Here is a 16,885-nt window from a genome sequence, read left to right as displayed (position 1 = left end):
TCCGTAAAGATTTTAAGCAAAGAGCGTAGCACATTTGCTGCAGATGCGGAGCGGACGCCGTTCTTTTAAAACGTTCGAATTTCGCTAAAATCGTTATTTTTTCGCATAAAATCGTACATATCATATCCGAAGTCGCTCATTATTGGGCGGCTTTTTTATTATGCCGAAAGGATGATTCTTGTGGAGATAGCAGCAGAGCTTGAGGATCTGGAAATGACCTGCGAAGAGGTTGCAGCAACACTCGCAAAACCGTATAGGCTCAATATTAAGGAGCAGCGCTTGCTTGCTTATCTGCTGGATGATAGCAAAAGCAAGAATATCGGTGAAATCTGCAGAGCGCTTAAGACCACCGCATGGACCTTGCTCAGTAAGACTAAGCCCGAACTGGAGCGGAAGATTGAAGCCGTTGGTTCCGAAGCTTGGAAGCGTGATTTGGAGTCAGCACTTAAATCCAGTTCAGTATCGAAGCGTGATGTGAGCCAATGGATTTATTTATATTCACGAATGGATGACGATCATGAGGATAAAACAGAATAACATCCGTCTTCCACTGAAAGAGCCCCCTAAGCAGCCAAAGAAGTGTACACGGTGCATATGGGGGCGCTGGGAAGGAACTGCACAGTTTTGTGGCAGGCCTATTTGCCAGAAGGAAAAACCTTCCTGAATGTCGAATTCTGACTTTGAAGGAGGGATAGAATGACACTGGGGATATCGAAAACGAGAGTTGAAGCCTCTCTTAGAAGTGCAGGCATCCAAGACGAAGCAATTATTAAGGTTTTTGCAAATATAATCGATAAAAATAATGCGGAAATCGAAGCCAATGTCAAGCGAATGATAGAAGACGCAACGAGATACCTAAAGTCTTAGTAGAGCTTCCGGAACGTCGAAATGTGATGTCGAAGGAGGGAAGAAAAATGTCAAGTAATCACATCGAGTATTCTATTCCATGCAGCTTTTTGTTTGATAAACCTATTGAATTCAATATAGGAAACCTAAGGGTTATTCTTATATCTAGTTTAAAAATCCTCTTGGTTAAATTTGAGTGCTATGAAGAGGTAGATGAATCTGAATTCGTAGATCAGGTAGCAGTGGAATTAGAGAAACTACTAGATAAAATTACATTTACTTACTCAGTAAAATTTGGAGACCCTATTATTATCTTAAAGTCCATCGCAAATAAGGTAGAGTTTTCGAATAGGGCGATCGGAAAATTTTCTATAGTCAGTCCTCCCTTAACAGATGACCAAATACTTCAGTTGAAACGAAATTTGGAAGAAAAAATTATTGATACAACATTGCTTAGAATGTACAGATATGCTTTGAAAAATGACAATGCTGTCGAACAATTTATGTTCCTGTACGGAATAATAAACATGTTGTACTATAATCAAGAAAACGTCGATAGTTTTATACAAACTAGGCCTCAATATGAGCCTATGGAGGATAAGGATAGTGGAAATCCTCGTCGAACAAGTAAGGAAACTATTTATACTTGGTTACGCAACCAGGTAGGACATGTAAAGAGAAGAACAGATATTGACAATGTCAGATCAGAAATCCAAAAGAAACTCCCGTCATTTCAAAGAATAGTAAAGAACGCAATAATTGAGAAAAGTCGAGATTTAAGCACCTTTTAATGGGTGCTTTTTTCATACCTATAAATAGTCTTCTATGAGCCGTTCTGAGGCATTTAATTTAGGAACGTGCGTTTTTCAATGATGGCAGGAAAAGAGCAGGGCGGGCAGGTTCTGTTGGCCTGTGTCGAAATCTGCGCCAGTCCCAAGATGAGAAACCAACTCAACTTAAAGGAGGGTCCATATGGACATCAGAATTATACCGGTTGAGCAGCTTAATGCAGCCATCTATTATCCCCGCGTCGACCTTCAGCCAGGAGATCCTGAGTATGAGAAGCTTCGCCGCAGCTTGGATGAATTCGGCTATATTGACCCCATCGTCTGGAACGAGCAGACCGGAAATATGGTTGGTGGCCATCAGCGCTATAAGGTGATGGTGAATGAGCAGAGCTGTACGGAGCTTGCCGTATCGGTAGTTAACCTTGACCCGGAGCGGGAGCATCTGCTGAATCTAGCGCTGAATAAGGTATCAGGCCGCTGGGATGATGAAGCCTTGGCGCAGTTGCTGAGTGAGCTGCAGGAAGGCGAAGTTGATCTGGCTTTGTCCGGCTTTGATCCGGATGAGATCGGGGAGCTGCTTGCAGAATTTGTAGATATACCGGATATTGAGCTTAATCAGTTAGTAGTTGAAGATGACTTTGACGTCCAGGAAGCTATTGACGAGATCAAATTGTAGGTTTAATTAAACCAATGATCCAAACTGGAATTGCAGCAATGGAAATAAGGAAAAAGTTGATCGTTAAAGCGTCTCGCAGAGGAGCACTTTGAAAAATAAGGATTTCTATTAAAGCAATGATACCAATGAAAATCAGAAACTTTTTTGATTTGAACATCTAACGCTTACCTCTTTTCTATAGACATGTTGATAGCTTAACAGAAGTGGGTAATTATGGATATATAACTACTAACAGAAGCCGCACTATAAGACAAGGTAGTGGGGCTTCTTCGTCTTGTATGTACTTATTGAGATCTCAGTGTTAACACGCTGGTTGAAGCCAATATCGTGGTCTTTCATAATCTAAAATGAATGAAATCATAGAAATCACAGAAATCACAATCAAGCTACTTCTAAAAGGGGATAAAAACACAAAAAAATCACGAAATCCCCTAAGTCCCGGGAAGTTTGGAAAAGGGAAATCACATAATCACATCCATGACGAGACTTTGGTAGCGTCAAGAAGTTTGTGTAAAGAGTAGAAGTACCTCCCCGGGTACGGGTTGGGGGTGTAGGTGTTTCTGGGGGAAGGGGGAACCCCGACCCCCAGAAACAGGATTTATCAGTTACTCCTCTCCGGGTGTGGGCAAGGAAGGGTAGCGCGCTTCAAATAGCTCATTTAGCTTCTTTTTGACGGTATCCATACCAAAGCCAGGGACGACCCGTTCTGCATGACGCTCATTGTAGTCTAGCATTTCTAGATACACGATTTTCTCGGCCGCATCCATATTCGTCAAACTGTTCATCGGTTTGAGGCGCTTGCGGATTTCCTTGTTCATTCGCTCAATGGGGTTCGACGTGTAGATCGCTTTGCGGATGGATTCCGGATACTTGTAGAACGTTAGGAGTGTGGACAACTGTTCCTCCCAAGACTTCATTTCCTTCGGATACAGCTTGTTCCACTTGGCCTTGACCGTATCAAAGGTAGCCCGGGCCACTTCCTCATCCGGTGCGGTATGCACGGTCTTCAGGGCTTCAAAGACATCCGTTTTGTGCTCGATTCGGATTTTGGGGAACGTGGCTCGCACTTTGTGCACGACACAATGCTGCACATCCGCCTGCGGGTACGTCTCTTTAAAGGCAGCATCGAGCCCTGGAAGTCCGTCAAATACACCCAGCAACACTTCCTGCGCTCCGCGGGTGTACAGGTCTTTAAGGACCTCCCGCCAGCCATTCGAACTCTCTTGACCGCCAACGTAGAACCCCAGGATTTGACGTTGTCCATCTTCGTCGATACCCATCGCAAAATAGACCACCTCCCCACGGACAGTGCCCCGTTTGAGCTTCACGTACAGCCCATCCAGATAGATCACGGAGTAGCGCTTGCTTAACGGTCGTTTCTGCCATTGGTGGATATCGTCAAGGACGGTAGCGGTAATATTGCTAACGGTTGTTGGAGAGTAATGGCTCCCGAACATGCTTTCAATAAAACGGGCTACATCCCGGGTTCCCATGCCCGATTTGTACATCTGGATCACCGCCTCCTCGAGCCAACCGTCCCGCCGCTGGTACGGCTCAAACAGCTGAGTTTGGAAGAGGGCTTGGCGGTCGCGAGGGACCTCCAGACCCGTATTTCGTATGCAGATCTCGCGTGTAGTATCCGTTGCGGCTATTGCGTGTACCTGCTTCCTCACTGGACATGAACGCCTGGATTTCGGCACGTATGATGGATTCCATGTTGTCTTTGACAAACTGAGTGACAAGATTTTCAAATAGATTATTCAGCTGGTTTTCGGGTAAAATAGTCATCGAGTAGGGTTCCTTTCTTGGTGGACTTCGCAATCCCGAGAATACCCTACTTTTTTGTTGCCTGACTAGGCTCCAAATCTTGGTACACAACTTATTTTACGCCATCATGACTTTAAAAAAGAGGGGTAGAAAGAGGTGTGGAAAGCGTGGGGAAGCCTAGAGGATCATGTCTTCCATGTACATATTCATCATTATTTCCATACACATCTTTTCCATTGTTAACGTCACCTCTCAAATTAATTAGAAGATACCGGCAGTTCCTTTTTTCATAAAAAGGGGCTGCTTTTTTTGTAAATATAAGATTTTATATGCTTCACGCTATAAATTATCCTTCTATTTCCCGCTGAAACGGTACCGTCCTTAAAAAGGACGACAAAGCCGTTTCCACTTGTTGTGGTAAGATGTTTTTGACGTTCTCTGATACAAAAAAGCTCCAGGCTTCGTCTTACTTATAGCTGCAGCTGATAAGGAGGATTTAAACAATGGATATTCCGGAATCTGATATATTCAAAGCTTTATTTTATGAACACTATCCTGTGGTACGGCGCAAACTTGCTGCTTTGGTACGGGATGAGACGGCGGCGGATGATTTAGCCCAGGATGTATTTTTAAGACTTTACCGCAATCCGCCGGATGACCCCGGAGCGCTCGGTGCCTGGCTGCATAGAGTGCTTACCCGGGTCGGATATGATTATTTGAATAAAGTAGCCAGAGAACGGCGGCTGCAAAATAAGCAGGAGCTCCTCTTCGATATTGGGGCCTCGCCGCCTACAGGTGAAGAGGTGGTGCTCGCCAAGCTGGACCAGGAGGATGTCAGGATCTGGCTGGACAGCCTGCCGGACAGAGACAGACAGGCGCTGTTGCTGAGGTATTCGGGTTACAGCTACGCAGAGATCGCCGGAGAGCTCGGTGTAAAGCCGCCGGTTGTCGGGACACTGCTAAGCAGGGCCACAACGAAGCTAAGGCAGCATGCGGTAGAGACGCTCCCGCAGACGACTAGACCGTGAGGACAGCGGCGTTTGGAAATTTTGCTTCTATATATTACTTAGGAGGAACGATCAATGACCAATCCTATAAAACATGAATCAGATCAGCTGAATATGGATGAAGCTTGGGCCAGGCTGCAAGACAGCATTGCGCAGGAACCGGTAAATCCGGTATGGGCAGCTTGGGGCCAGCAATCAACGACAAACGATCCCTTAATAGATGCTGCTTCTACAGCTGGTACAGCCGGTGGTAGGACTGCAATGACGCAGATAACAGGGCTGGCTGATTCTACTACGGAAGGCAAGAAAACGGGAAGACGGACTCGGCGGCCTCAGATGAACCGACGGCGGAAGTGGGCGGCAACAGCAGCCAGTGTAGCTATCTTCGCTGCTATTCTCGCCACTCCAGTAGGAAGCACGGCTATGGCAGCAATCCTGAACCAATTCCGGATGCAGGAACCAACAGTTGTGAATGAAAGCGATCTGCGGAATATCTTCAATCAGATTACCGAGGGGGGAACTGTCGGCGAAGCTGTCAGTAAATTCGGAGCGGTCTCGAGTTCGTCCGGAACCATCGATGGAGCGGTGCCTATAAATGATTTGCAGAAAACGCTGGGGTACAGCGCAGTCAGCGGGGAAGGCTTTGACCAAGTCAAGTCTGCTTGGATTAGTCCTTCCCAGGAGATGACCCTTACGCTGAACGTCGACGCAGTTAACGAAGCGTTGCTGCGCCTGGGATCAGATCAATTGCTACCGGAATCTATAGATGGCAAGCCGATAACTCTGGCTATTCCTGAGATCGTCCGCTACGATTTATCCACGGACAATCAGCATTGGGCGAGCTTTACTCAGATGAATACGCCAATAGTGACGGTAGATCCGTCTATAGACGTAGAAGAAGCCGTTAAGGCTGTCCTTGACTTTCCGCTTCTCCCGGATCATCTGAAATCCAGTTTGCAGCAAAGCCGGATTCTATCCGGCGACATTCCATTGCCGCTGATTAAGGGTCAGTTCTCAGAAGAAATCACTATTGACGGGACACCGGTTATTTTTAATAAAAACGAACATGGCAGAGGAACGCAATATAGTGCGACTTGGGTGAAGAACGGCCAGTTGTTCGATTTCTCCGGAGGAGAAGTGTATTCGGACAAAGCTAAGTTTATGACGAAACTGCAGGAGCTGATCACATCATGAGCATTCCCGCAATAGAAGCCAACTCGTTGACCAAAGAATACAGCAACGGGCGCGGTTGCCGGGATGTAACGATTACTGTGGGGAAAGGGGAAGCCTTTGGCTTCCTCGGCCCCAACGGTGCCGGGAAAAGCACCTTTGTGAAGATGCTGGTTGGACTTATCCATCCTACAGGCGGAAGCGCCTCTTTGTTAGGACATAAAATTGGTACGTTGGAAGCCAAGATGAAGATCGGTTATCTGCCGGAGCTGTACCGCTATCAGGAATGGCTAACCGGGGAAGAGGTTGTGCGGCTGCATGCCAGATTATGCCGGATCGATAAAACCGTGGCCGATCAAAGAATTCCTCAGCTGCTTAATGAGGTGGGTATTGGACAACGCGGACGGGACAGGGTCAAGCATTACTCCAAGGGCATGCAGCAGCGGCTGGGACTGGCTTGCGCGCTGGTGAACGAGCCGGAGATCGTTTTCCTGGATGAACCTTCATCTGCGCTCGACCCGATTGGACGCATGGAAGTCAGGGGTATTCTGCAGCGCTTGAAGGAGCGCGGAATCACTATTTTTCTCAACTCTCATCTGCTTGAGGATGTTGAGGTGCTGTGCGACCGGATGGCACTGCTGAATAACGGTCTTATCCTGCGGCACGGCACAGTATCAGAAATATTAAATAAGCGAACGAGCTGGCATTTTAAAGTGGGTGGCTTTTCGCCTTTTTTGCTGTTCTGGCTGAATGATTTTACCGGACTGTCAATCAACATCTCTTCTGGTGAAGATAAGCAGGAACGGGACTCCTTGCAGGGAACGGATCCTAATAGTGGAATTGTATGGCTGGAAGCAGAGCTGGAAAGTGAAGAGCAGGTGGGCTGGCTGAATGCGGTTTTTATAGAACAGGGTTTGACTTTATATGAAGTGAAGCGTAAAAAAGAGCGTCTGGAGGAATGGTTTATGGATGCGGTATCCGGACTGAGCCATAGGGGGGAGCGGGAATGAGAATTATACTCGGGATGACCTGGAAGGAAATGCTCCGCAAAAGGGTGATGATGCTGACCCTGGTGATGACAGTGATCTTCCTGCTTGCTTTCTGGTTTGTGGCCGGCACTATCGGCGGAGATCGACGTTTTGGCGGCGGGTCCGGAATCGTGAATGGCAGTATTCTTATTGAGCGGTTTACGAATGGGGCATTTATACTGACGTTAGGGTTTTTCTTCGGATCGTTTGTCATCGCTTTTCTGGCGATCTTCAGCTCCTTCTCGGCCATTGCCGGGGAAGCGGAGCAGGGAGTGATGCAGGCGATGCTGCCCAGACCGATTCCACGCTGGAAATGGTATCTCGGCCGCTGGCTTGGCTATGTCACGCTGGGGTTACTCTACGCACTGATACTTTTCGCGGCTATTCTATTCATTACGAATGCCCATGCCGCAATACCTAGAGATATGGCAGCCTTAGTTAAAGCTTTCCTGATTTTTGCTTCAAGTGTTCCGCTGTTGATCACATTGTCGATGCTGGGCTCAGGATTTTTTTCGGCGCTCGGGAACGGGGTATTTATGACGATGCTTTACGGAGCGGGCTGGCTGGGAGGTATGATTGATAAGGTGAGCTCAGCGCTGAGCCTGGAAGGCAATGCACTTCATATGCTAAACAATATGACAGGCTTCATGTCAATGCTCATGCCGGTTGATGGTTTGCAGCGCAAAATGACAGCTGTGCTGTTCAGTCTGGACGATCTAGGCGGTATGGTCTCGTTCAGTGGCGGCGCATTTTCACTTCTTAATTTGAACTCAGTTCCCTCGAATTCATTTGTGGTCTACGCTGCGGTTTATACTGCTGCTCTTTTCATAATCGGCTTGCTGCGGTTTCAGCGGAAAGATTTATAAATACGGAGTTTCAGAAAATATGAACAACAATAAGCGCCCTTTTTATTCCGGCTGCCGGAACAAAAAAGGGCGCTATTGATGCTGCGGACCCCGTATCATTTGGTTGCGCCGATCTCGATCCACTCTGTAGACCAGTTGCTGATTTCTCCAAGAATAGGAGCCAGGGCAGTGCCTTTGTCCGTCAGCGAATATTCAATGCGTACAGGCATTTCAGGATAAACTGTACGCGTGATAATGCCCTCATTTTCCATTTCCTTCAAGCGGTCAGACAAAACCTTTCCGCTGAGATTGGACAAGCAGCTCTCGATTTCACCAAACCGGCGAGGGCCATTCATTAATACAAATACGATCAGTGCAACCCAACGTTTGCTAAGCACATCTACAGCTTTTTCAAAGCGTGGACACATCTCGAAGTCATTCATTAAGATCACCTCTGCATTCATTATATCATAAACTTACAATAAGTAATTATAATTATTTAAATATATATTATAACTTGACGAAGTTATATTACAATGATAAACTAACTTACAAATAGTTACTTGAAGTTAAAATTAAAAATATTTAAAACTTTAGGACGGTGCACTTATGATTAAACCTGATATCCTTTCTATATTGCAGAATAAGATCAAACGGATAACGATGGATGATTCCACTAATATACTGGTCGGACCGATTACGCTGCCGGTGAATCTCGATGGAGAAACAGTCACTTTTAAATGGTACAGCTGGTTGAAATCAGATGACGTTGAACTGCAGGGCGGGGATTCTATAGAAGCAACTGAATTATTGATCTCACGTCTGTCTTCCATGAATCTTGCTGACAGTCAGCAGTCCAGTGTACTCGTTTACGGTGATTTCGAAGACTCGGACGAAGCTTTGATCCGGATGCACAGCATCTGCCATACCGGCGATATTTTCGGCAGCAAACGCTGTGATTGCGGCTTCCAGCTGCGCCAGTCGATGAAGATGATTGCCCAGCACGGCTCTGGTGCGTTGTTCTATCTGGCAAATCATGAAGGACGAGGCATTGGTCTCTTCAGCAAGGCAATGGCCTATATTCTGCAGGAAGAAGGTTATGATACTGTGGAAGCTAATCTGGAGCTTGGCTTTGCCGATGATTCCAGAGACTATAAGGATGCCATCAGCGTACTGCAGCATCTGCGCAGCAAACCGGTGACACTGATTACGAACAACCCTAAGAAGATGGACGCCTTGAAGGCTGCCGGCATGAACACAGTGAAAAGAATTCCGCTATGGGGTGACGTTTCCGTATTCAATGAGAAGTACCTGCGCACAAAGGTAACGCGGTCCGGCCACTTGGAAGCTGTGAAAAGTAACGATTTCTTTGAAGGCAGAGTCGCCAAATAATGCTGTCATCCAGCTACATTCCTGATTTCCCCGCAGAAACGGATGCCGTTTGTAAATGGACGGTATAACCGTTTCTGCTTATTTTACGATAAACGGGTAGTGCTTTTGTAATCCTTGCATTATAATGGGGTACTGAACCCAATCTTTAGCTTAGCGAGGTACAATATGAACGCCATTCAAGTGCAGGACTTACGCAAAACGTTTAAAGTCCAAAAGAACCGCGAGGGCCTCAAAGGGGCCTTCGCTGATTTGTTTAAGAGGGAATACTCCGAAGTGACGGCAGTGAAGGACATTTCGTTCACGATTCCCCAAGGTGAAATATGCGGATATATCGGTGAGAACGGTGCAGGCAAATCGACCACGATTAAAATGCTCACCGGCATTCTCGTTCCAACTGCTGGCAGCCTGACTGTAGGCGGGTTTGTTCCGTATGCCGAACGTGAGAAATTTGTGCAGAACATCGGCGTAGTCTTCGGGCAGCGCAGCCAGCTGTGGTGGGATATCGGCGTGATCGAGTCTTTTCAGCTGCTGCGCAAGGTATACCGGGTCTCCGAACAAGATTTCAAAAAGCGGCTCGATGAGCTAGTGGAACGTCTGGAGCTGCAGGATCTGTTGAACCGGCCGGTCCGCAAGCTTAGTCTCGGCCAGCGGATGCGCTGCGAGCTTGTGGCCGCACTGCTCCATAACCCCTCGATTCTGTTCCTGGATGAACCGACCATTGGTCTTGACATTGTCGTGAAATCGGAGATCCGCGAGTTTCTGAAGGACATGAACAGGGAGCATGGCACAACCATTCTGCTGACTACCCATGATCTGCAGGACATTGAAGCGCTCTGTTCACGGGTCATTATGCTCGATGATGGGCGGATTATTTATGACGGCGGTCTGGAGGACTTAAAACAGCGCTGGGGAACCGGGCGTGAGGTGGTATTCCAATTCGGCACAGCTACGAAGCTCAGCCGGATTATGCAATGGACGGAAGGTATGCCGGTGACCTGGACGGCCGAGAACGACCTCGCCGCCAAAGTCTGGATTCCGCTGGAGCTGAATGTATCGGATGTGCTGGGACGCGTGGTAGGCCAGGCGGATATAACAGACATCAAGATTATCGAAACCAACACAGACGATATTGTCCGCAGTATTTATCAATCCGGATCGGCGGAGAAACCGGAAGAGATGATCGCGGCTTTGCAGGAAGAGAAAGAGGTCATCCATGTCGGACAAGCTTAACGCCGCTGTTTCCAGCTCCGCGGGTGGCGCCTCTTCCTCTGGAGGACAGCCGGAAAATGGACGCAGACTTTTGCTGGGCGCTTATTTTGATTTTATCCGCATCCGCTTTCTGACTATGCTCGCTTACCGTGTGAACTATTATTCAGGCATTCTAATCTATACGCTTAATATCGGGGTGAACTATTTCACCTGGAAGGCCATTTATGGGAACGGGGAGTCGCTTGGCGGGTTTACTGGAGCGCAGATGACCACCTATGTGGCCGTCTCATGGATGGCGCGCGCCTTTTATTTCAACAACCTGGACCGGGAGATCTCCACGGATATCCGGGACGGCAGCATCGCCATTCAGTTCATTCGTCCTTATAACTACGTATTGGTCAAAATGATGCAGGGACTCGGCGAAGGGTTATTCCGCTTCATGATGCTGATGATTCCGGGGATGGTCATCGCCATTCTGTTATTTCCGGTGCAATTGCCGACAGAGCTTTCGGCCTGGGCCGGATTTCTGGTCATGCTCTTCTTCAGCTTCCTGATCAGTTCACAGATTAACGTTATCACAGGGCTGTCCGCCTTCTTCGTGGAGAACAATGAAGGCATGATGCGCATGAAGCGGGTCATTGTAGACCTGTTCTCCGGCCTGATTATCCCGATCAGCTTGTTCCCGGACTGGCTGTCCGGTGTGCTGAAGGTTTTGCCCTTTCAAGCCATCACCTACCTTCCGGGCTCCGTGTTTACGGGCCGGGTACAGGGTGTGGGCATATGGAATGTGCTCGGTGTCCAGGTGTTCTGGTTCCTGGTGCTGCTGATTCCAATTGTCTGGCTATACCACGCGGCGAGTCAGCGGCTGTTCGTGCAGGGAGGGTGAGGAAGGTTTGTATTATCTGGGATTGTTAATCGAATATTTGAAAAATTATATGAAGACCCGGCTGACCTACCGCGCCGATTTCTGGGTGGAGGTCATTTCGGATCTGCTGTTTCAAGCGACTAATTTTATTTTTATCCTTGTGATCTTTATGCATACCGACAGCCTGGGCGGCTGGAATCAAAATGAAGTGGTGTTCGTATACGGCTTCTTTATGGTCCCGTACGGCGTCTTCAGCTGCTTTGTGAACATGTGGGGCTTCAGTGAGCGCTATATTGTCAAAGGCGAAATGGACCGGATTCTGACCCGGCCTGCGCATAACCTTTTTCAGATCTTTCTGGAAAATGTAGACCCGCCAGCCCTGTTTGGTTCGATCATTGGATTGATTATTATGGCAATCAGCGGCGCTAACCTCGGACTGCCGTTCGAGTGGTGGACGATACCGGCACTGATCCTCCTTACGCTCAGTGCGGTAGCCATCTATACGGGGATTTACACCACGCTGACTTCATTGTCATTCTACTCCGATGCCCCGACCGGCATTTTGCCGCTGATGTACAATATTCAGAGCTATGGCCGTTATCCGGTCACGATCTACAACCGGGCTATTCAGGTACTGCTCACCTGGGTTATTCCGTTTGCCTTCGTCGGTATTTACCCGGCGGCGCTGTTTCTGGAACGGGATGAGATGCGAGGAATGGCGCTGCTGACTCCTGTAGTCGGTGCGGTATTCCTTTGCCTTGGCCTTGTTTCTTGGAACTACGGGGTTAAACGGTATAAGGGAGCAGGCTCCTAAAGCAGCTTATCAGCTATAAAATAGTATCAGCAAGGCAGACAGGAGAAAGACACCCTGTCTGCCTTTTTTCTGTCTCTGTAGAATTGGTATGGCGGATAAAGTGCAAAGTGGTTATTTCCCGGTACAGACCGAACAGGTAAGCTGACTGTGTGGTTTAAATGTGCTAAGGGAGTGATCGAACATGGGGGTCTTAGGAGCCGAGTTTAAAAAAGGGTGTTTGGACTCTTTGCCGATTGTCGCCGGTTTTATTCCTGCCTGTTTTACTTTTGGGCTGGTCGGCAAGGGACTTGGACTTGGAAGTCTGGAGGTTTTTCTGATGTCGGCACTGATGTATGCGGGCACAAGCCAATTTGCCGGCGTCAAGCTGCTTGCGGCAGGGACGGCGGCGCCTCTTATATTGCTGCTGACCTTGGTTATTAATTTAAGATACCTGATGATCAGTTTGTCCTTTTCAGGGTCGGTCAGACGAAACCTCAGTACTGTGGTGAAGGCGTGGATCGGCTTCAGTTTAACAGAAGAGGTCTATGCGGTAAGTATGCTAAGCCATAAGCAGAGTTTAGGGCAGGAAGCAGCGGACGGGAAAACACCGGAGTTGCCGCTGCATTATCTTCTTGGCCTGCAAATTCCTCCTTATGCTGCCAATCTTGTGTCCACAGCGGCCGGTATATCTCTTGCAGCCTATATCCCGGCCGCTTTTTTACCCGCGCTGAACACCTCGCTATATGCTTTATTGATTGCATTAATTGTCCCTCAGCTGCGGGGCAGCAGGCGCAATCTGGTAATTTGCCTGTGCTCGGCGTTGTTCTCCTGGGTTCTGCAACCTTACCTCGGGAGTTCCGCTGTGCTTGCCGCCATGCTGGCAGGAATGACTGCCGGCCTTCTCATTCCAGTTCGGGTTAACAGGGCTGTGGAGGAGGCCGCATGAACATTGCAGTGATCGTTGGTATGGCGCTGATCACCTTTTTGCTGCGATTCGCGCCGCTGCTGCTTACCCGTGATTTCCTTCCGAAAACCGGTAAAATCAAGATGATGCTGGATCATCTGCCGCTGGCTGTACTGAGTGCCTTAACGGTACCGGGGATCTTTCAGGTAGATCCCAAAGCTCCGCTGATCGGTATCGCTTCCGGCGCTGCTGCTGTTATACTGGTCTTAGTCCGTAAAATACCGCTGCTGCTTGTTGTTCTGGGTGCGGTAACAGCGGCAGTTATAGTAAAGGTAATATCATTAAATTTCTGATATATGATGAAATGTGGAGAGGTGCCCGATGAAGCATGAACTGCTAATCACGCTTGACAGAGATAGGGCAGTGCCTTTAAACCGGCAGATCTATGAGCAGATTCGGACAGCTATCCATTCTGGAGCTTTAAGTGGAGGCGATCCGTTGCCGCCAACGAGAATGCTGGCCAAGCAGTTATCCCTCTCGCGAAGCGTGGTTCTGCAGGCATATGAGCTGCTTCAAGCAGAAGGATATCTGGAAATGCGCAAAGGTGCTGGAACGTTCGTTACGGGTCTGCAGTCAGAGCACGGACTATCAGGCGATGACCCTGACATGGAAAAGATTGCACAGGAGGACCGGCAACTTCACTTGAAGAATGAACTGGCCCTCTCTTTGCTTACACCTGATGCTATCATGGATAATGTCGGACCTGGTGCCGTGTTTTGTGATTTCCGCCATGGTGTGCCTGCCTGGGATGCCTTTCCCATGGATAGCTGGCAGAAAGCGCTCATGAATGCCTGCCGCAGCGCCACGCCGCAGACACTGGGATATGGGGCTGCGGAGGGCTCATATTCCTTGCGCCAGGAAATTGCCCGGCTGCTGCGTTCAACACGTTCCATTCCCGTGACTGCCGAGCAAATTGTGATTACAGCGGGGGCAACGCAGGCCTTGGATATTTTGGCGAGGTTATGTTTGAGCAAAGGCGACGGTGTAATTATGGAAGATCCCACCCACCATACGGTACGTGAAATATTCAGGTTCTCCGGCGCTGAGATTATACCGGTAACGGTGGATGAGGAAGGCATAACCGTTGAAGACTTCGACAAACGTGTTCTTCAAGCGGCAGAAACAGGGCACGGCAAGATTCCGAAGCTGATTTATGTCACGCCATCCCATCAGTTCCCGCTCGGGACAACGATGTCATTAAGCCGCAGGATTCAGCTTCTGAAATGGGCAAAGGCGCATGACGCGTTAATTATTGAAGATGATTACGACAGTGAATATAGATACGATGGTCCGAAGCTGTCTGCACTTGCCGGTCTGGATTCCAGCAGCAGGGTGGCCTACATCGGCAGCTTCAGCAAAATCCTGTTTCCGGCGCTCCGCATAGGCTATATTATCCTGCCCCCATCCATGATCCCGGGATTTCTGGCGGTCAAATGGCTTGCCGACCGGATGTCTCCTGCTCTGGATCAGGAAGCGCTGGCTGAGTTTTTGAAGTCTGGACAATATGCCCGTCATGTTGCCCGAATGAATAAGCTCTACGCCGGGCGCAGAAGTTGTCTGCTTCACAGTCTGCGGAAGGAGTTTGGCCCGCGGGTGCGTACGTTTGGTGAAGAGGCAGGCCTGCATGTACTGGTTGAGCTGGATTCACCCGCAAATGAAAATGATATAGCGGCAGCTGCGCTTCGGTATGGCGTTCGTATCTATCCAGCCTCTTCTTACTTCGTGGGCTCCAAGCCGCAGAAGCCCGTATTTCTGCTGGGTTACTCCAATCTTACGGAAAGCCAGCTGAAGAGCGGGGTGAAGGCGATCCGCAGGGCGGAAGCCGATGCGAAGACAATGAGCTTGAATTAATATGGCACTAATAGGGTTTTGAAAAAGTTGAAAGATCATCACTATAAAAATGAAATTGGCGGAAATGAGGAGGTACTGGATGAAATCATATATCCTTGGGGTAGATTTGGGTGGAACGAATATCAAAGCAGGGCTGTTTGATACCGGTTTTACAGCAATCGGGGAATTGTCAACGGCTACTGAAGCCGCGAAAGGACCGGCATTTGTGCTCGAACGAATCCGAAATGCGGTTCAGCTGCTGACGGAGGAGCATGGAGTTGCTTTGGAGCAGATCCAATGCATGGGACTGGGTATCCCCGGTTTGCTTGATCCGGAAGAGGGACTGTCCATTTTCTCTCCCAATTTTCCGGAGTGGGAAAACATACATATTGTAAATGAAATGAAAAAGTTCTACAGCTTTCCTGTATTTATCGATAACGATGTGCGAGTCAACATGTACGGTGAGTGGCAGTTTGGCGCAGGCAGAGGGTATAGAAATCAGGTGCTGCTTACGCTAGGAACGGGACTAGGTTCAGGAATCATCACTCAGGACAGGGTGCTTTACGGTACTACTTTCAGTGCCGGGGAAATCGGGCATATGAACATGTACAGGAACGGTCGCCCTTGCCGCTGCGGAAGCTCCGGCTGTCTTGGGAGGTACGTGTCCGCTGTAGGCATGGTCAACACTTTTAAGGAAAAGCTGGGTGAAGGCAGAACCAGCATCATTCAGACTTGGACAACCGGTAATAATGATGCCATAACCGCTTTGATGATCTCTGAGGCGTATGATCTTGAGGACAGCCTGGCTGTCGAGGTGATGCATGAGACAGGGGTTTTGCTTGGGTTTGGACTGGCCAATGTCATTAATCTGCTGAACCCGGACGTAGTCATTATCGGCGGGGGAATGGCGGCGGCAGGGGACAGGCTGCTGCACAGTGTCCGGGAAACGGTAAATGCGCATGCACTGAAACTGGCGGGCGGCAAATGCAGGATTGTTCAGGCTCAGCTTGGCAGCAGGGCCGGAACGCTGGGGGCTGCATACTACGCGTATAAGAAGGATTGTGTTAAGCTGGGAGATGAAGGGAAAAGCAATATAATCCGGTGACCCCTGTTTTTTTGGCGATAGAAATTAAGGTGCCGAGTGAATAGCAAACACTGAAAAAAAGCAGCATTCTACTTGAATGGAGGAAGACATGCCATGAGTTTACCTGTACAGATCCGTCCTAGAGTATATTAAAAGCTGCTGGGAAGAAAACCGGAGTAAAGAAAGAGTGACGCTCCTGGTGTCCCTTGAGAGTAAGCTTGCAGGCTGGGGCCATGTGGTGCTTCACCCGCAGTACCCATACTTTAAAGAGCACGGAATCCCTGAAATCCAGAACTTTGACATTATCCCCCCGCTCCGCAAGCTGGGCATAGGAAGTCTGCTTATTGAGGCGCTGGAAAAAGAGGCATTTATGCAGTCGGACACGATAGGTATAGGCTTCGGGTTGTATGCTGACTATGGCACTGCACAAAGAATGTACATCAAGCGCGGCTTTGTCCCCGATGGCAGAGGGATAATGTATAACGATATGCCCGTAGTACCAGGAAGCCAAGTTTGTGTGGACGATGATCTGACGCTCTTTTTAATCAAAACTAAATCATAAAACATTTAATTCCGGACAAAATAGCACATGCTATGCTACATAGAGCGGACAGATCAAGC

General features: G+C 48.5%; 18 protein-coding genes and 1 pseudogene. 17 read left to right on the top strand and 2 right to left on the bottom strand.

Annotation, left to right across the window (positions count from 1 at the left end; genetic code table 11):
- Window positions 1-180 precede the first annotated feature (180 nt).
- From NYE29_RS28750 to NYE29_RS28735, 4 genes are all read left to right on the top strand, one after another.
- Complete coding sequence (locus NYE29_RS28750; RefSeq protein ID WP_340898540.1) at window positions 181-537, top strand: hypothetical protein; 357 nt, start codon at window positions 181-183, stop codon at window positions 535-537.
- Window positions 538-696: 159 nt separating this feature from the next.
- Window positions 697-867 carry a hypothetical protein gene (locus NYE29_RS28745; protein WP_340898539.1) on the top strand — a complete coding sequence of 57 codons (171 nt, stop codon included), beginning with the start codon at window positions 697-699 and terminating at the stop codon, window positions 865-867.
- Between the two features lie 47 nt (window positions 868-914).
- A complete protein-coding gene (gene mauJ / locus NYE29_RS28740; RefSeq protein WP_340898538.1) occupies window positions 915-1,637 on the top strand; it encodes a methylamine utilization protein MauJ in 723 nt (240 codons plus the stop codon).
- A 181-nt stretch (window positions 1,638-1,818) separates the two neighbouring features.
- Window positions 1,819-2,310 carry a transcriptional regulator gene (locus NYE29_RS28735; RefSeq protein ID WP_340898537.1) on the top strand — a complete coding sequence of 164 codons (492 nt, stop codon included), beginning with the start codon at window positions 1,819-1,821 and terminating at the stop codon, window positions 2,308-2,310.
- 605 nt (window positions 2,311-2,915) lie between these two features.
- Here the strand turns inward: NYE29_RS28735 and NYE29_RS28730 are convergent.
- A pseudogene (locus tag NYE29_RS28730) lies at window positions 2,916-4,098 on the bottom strand (IS256 family transposase).
- 482 nt (window positions 4,099-4,580) lie between these two features.
- On the opposite strand from NYE29_RS28730, the gene NYE29_RS28725 reads away from it, so the two are divergent.
- Genes NYE29_RS28725 through NYE29_RS28710 form a run of 4 tightly spaced genes read left to right on the top strand, consistent with a single transcriptional unit; the run spans window position 4,581 to window position 8,148 of the window.
- A complete protein-coding gene (locus tag NYE29_RS28725; RefSeq protein ID WP_076109256.1) occupies window positions 4,581-5,105 on the top strand; it encodes a sigma-70 family RNA polymerase sigma factor in 525 nt (174 codons plus the stop codon).
- A gap of 54 nt (window positions 5,106-5,159) precedes the next feature.
- Window positions 5,160-6,278, top strand: a complete 1,119-nt coding sequence (locus NYE29_RS28720) for a hypothetical protein (RefSeq protein ID WP_340898534.1) — start codon at window positions 5,160-5,162, stop codon at window positions 6,276-6,278.
- Window positions 6,275-7,264 carry an ABC transporter ATP-binding protein gene (locus NYE29_RS28715; RefSeq protein WP_340898533.1) on the top strand — a complete coding sequence of 330 codons (990 nt, stop codon included), beginning with the start codon at window positions 6,275-6,277 and terminating at the stop codon, window positions 7,262-7,264. The genes NYE29_RS28720 and NYE29_RS28715 overlap by 4 nt, the downstream gene beginning before the upstream one ends.
- Complete coding sequence (locus tag NYE29_RS28710; RefSeq protein ID WP_038591310.1) at window positions 7,261-8,148, top strand: ABC transporter permease; 888 nt, start codon at window positions 7,261-7,263, stop codon at window positions 8,146-8,148. Before NYE29_RS28715 ends, NYE29_RS28710 begins: the two co-directional genes overlap by 4 nt.
- 95 nt (window positions 8,149-8,243) lie before the next feature.
- On the opposite strand, the gene NYE29_RS28705 is transcribed toward NYE29_RS28710, so the two are convergent.
- Window positions 8,244-8,570 (bottom strand): winged helix-turn-helix transcriptional regulator, encoded by a 327-nt coding sequence (locus NYE29_RS28705; protein ID WP_038591312.1) that lies wholly within the window; start codon window positions 8,568-8,570, stop codon window positions 8,244-8,246.
- Window positions 8,571-8,736: 166 nt separating this feature from the next.
- Between NYE29_RS28705 and NYE29_RS28700 the strand changes: the two genes are divergently transcribed.
- The 9 genes from NYE29_RS28700 (at window position 8,737) to NYE29_RS28660 (ending at window position 16,826) form a co-directional block, all read left to right on the top strand.
- Complete coding sequence (locus NYE29_RS28700) at window positions 8,737-9,519, top strand: GTP cyclohydrolase II (protein ID WP_076109261.1); 783 nt, start codon at window positions 8,737-8,739, stop codon at window positions 9,517-9,519.
- A 165-nt stretch (window positions 9,520-9,684) separates the two neighbouring features.
- Window positions 9,685-10,749 (top strand): ABC transporter ATP-binding protein, encoded by a 1,065-nt coding sequence (locus tag NYE29_RS28695; protein WP_340898532.1) that lies wholly within the window; start codon window positions 9,685-9,687, stop codon window positions 10,747-10,749.
- A gap of 70 nt (window positions 10,750-10,819) precedes the next feature.
- Complete coding sequence (locus NYE29_RS28690; protein ID WP_340899828.1) at window positions 10,820-11,614, top strand: ABC transporter permease; 795 nt, start codon at window positions 10,820-10,822, stop codon at window positions 11,612-11,614.
- A gap of 49 nt (window positions 11,615-11,663) precedes the next feature.
- The gene (locus tag NYE29_RS28685; protein WP_179091683.1) at window positions 11,664-12,407 is read left to right on the top strand and encodes an ABC transporter permease; all 744 of its coding nucleotides are present in this window, start codon (window positions 11,664-11,666) and stop codon (window positions 12,405-12,407) included.
- A 181-nt stretch (window positions 12,408-12,588) separates the two neighbouring features.
- Entirely contained in the window at window positions 12,589-13,332 is a 744-nt protein-coding gene (locus NYE29_RS28680; protein ID WP_340898531.1) for an AzlC family ABC transporter permease, read from the top strand.
- A complete protein-coding gene (locus tag NYE29_RS28675) occupies window positions 13,329-13,643 on the top strand; it encodes an AzlD domain-containing protein (RefSeq protein ID WP_340898529.1) in 315 nt (104 codons plus the stop codon). Before NYE29_RS28680 ends, NYE29_RS28675 begins: the two co-directional genes overlap by 4 nt.
- A 28-nt stretch (window positions 13,644-13,671) precedes the next feature.
- Entirely contained in the window at window positions 13,672-15,201 is a 1,530-nt protein-coding gene (gene pdxR, locus NYE29_RS28670) for a MocR-like pyridoxine biosynthesis transcription factor PdxR (protein WP_340898528.1), read from the top strand.
- A 79-nt stretch (window positions 15,202-15,280) separates the two neighbouring features.
- The gene (locus NYE29_RS28665; protein WP_340898527.1) at window positions 15,281-16,285 is read left to right on the top strand and encodes an ROK family protein; all 1,005 of its coding nucleotides are present in this window, start codon (window positions 15,281-15,283) and stop codon (window positions 16,283-16,285) included.
- Between the two features lie 103 nt (window positions 16,286-16,388).
- Window positions 16,389-16,826 (top strand): GNAT family N-acetyltransferase, encoded by a 438-nt coding sequence (locus NYE29_RS28660; protein ID WP_340899825.1) that lies wholly within the window; start codon window positions 16,389-16,391, stop codon window positions 16,824-16,826.
- Window positions 16,827-16,885 lie beyond the last annotated feature (59 nt).

Origin of the sequence: Paenibacillus sp. FSL M7-1046 (assembly GCF_038007405.1) — a bacterium.
Classification (GTDB): Bacteria; Bacillota; Bacilli; order Paenibacillales; family Paenibacillaceae; genus Paenibacillus_AQ.
This window is presented reverse-complemented; position numbering and strand designations above follow the sequence as displayed.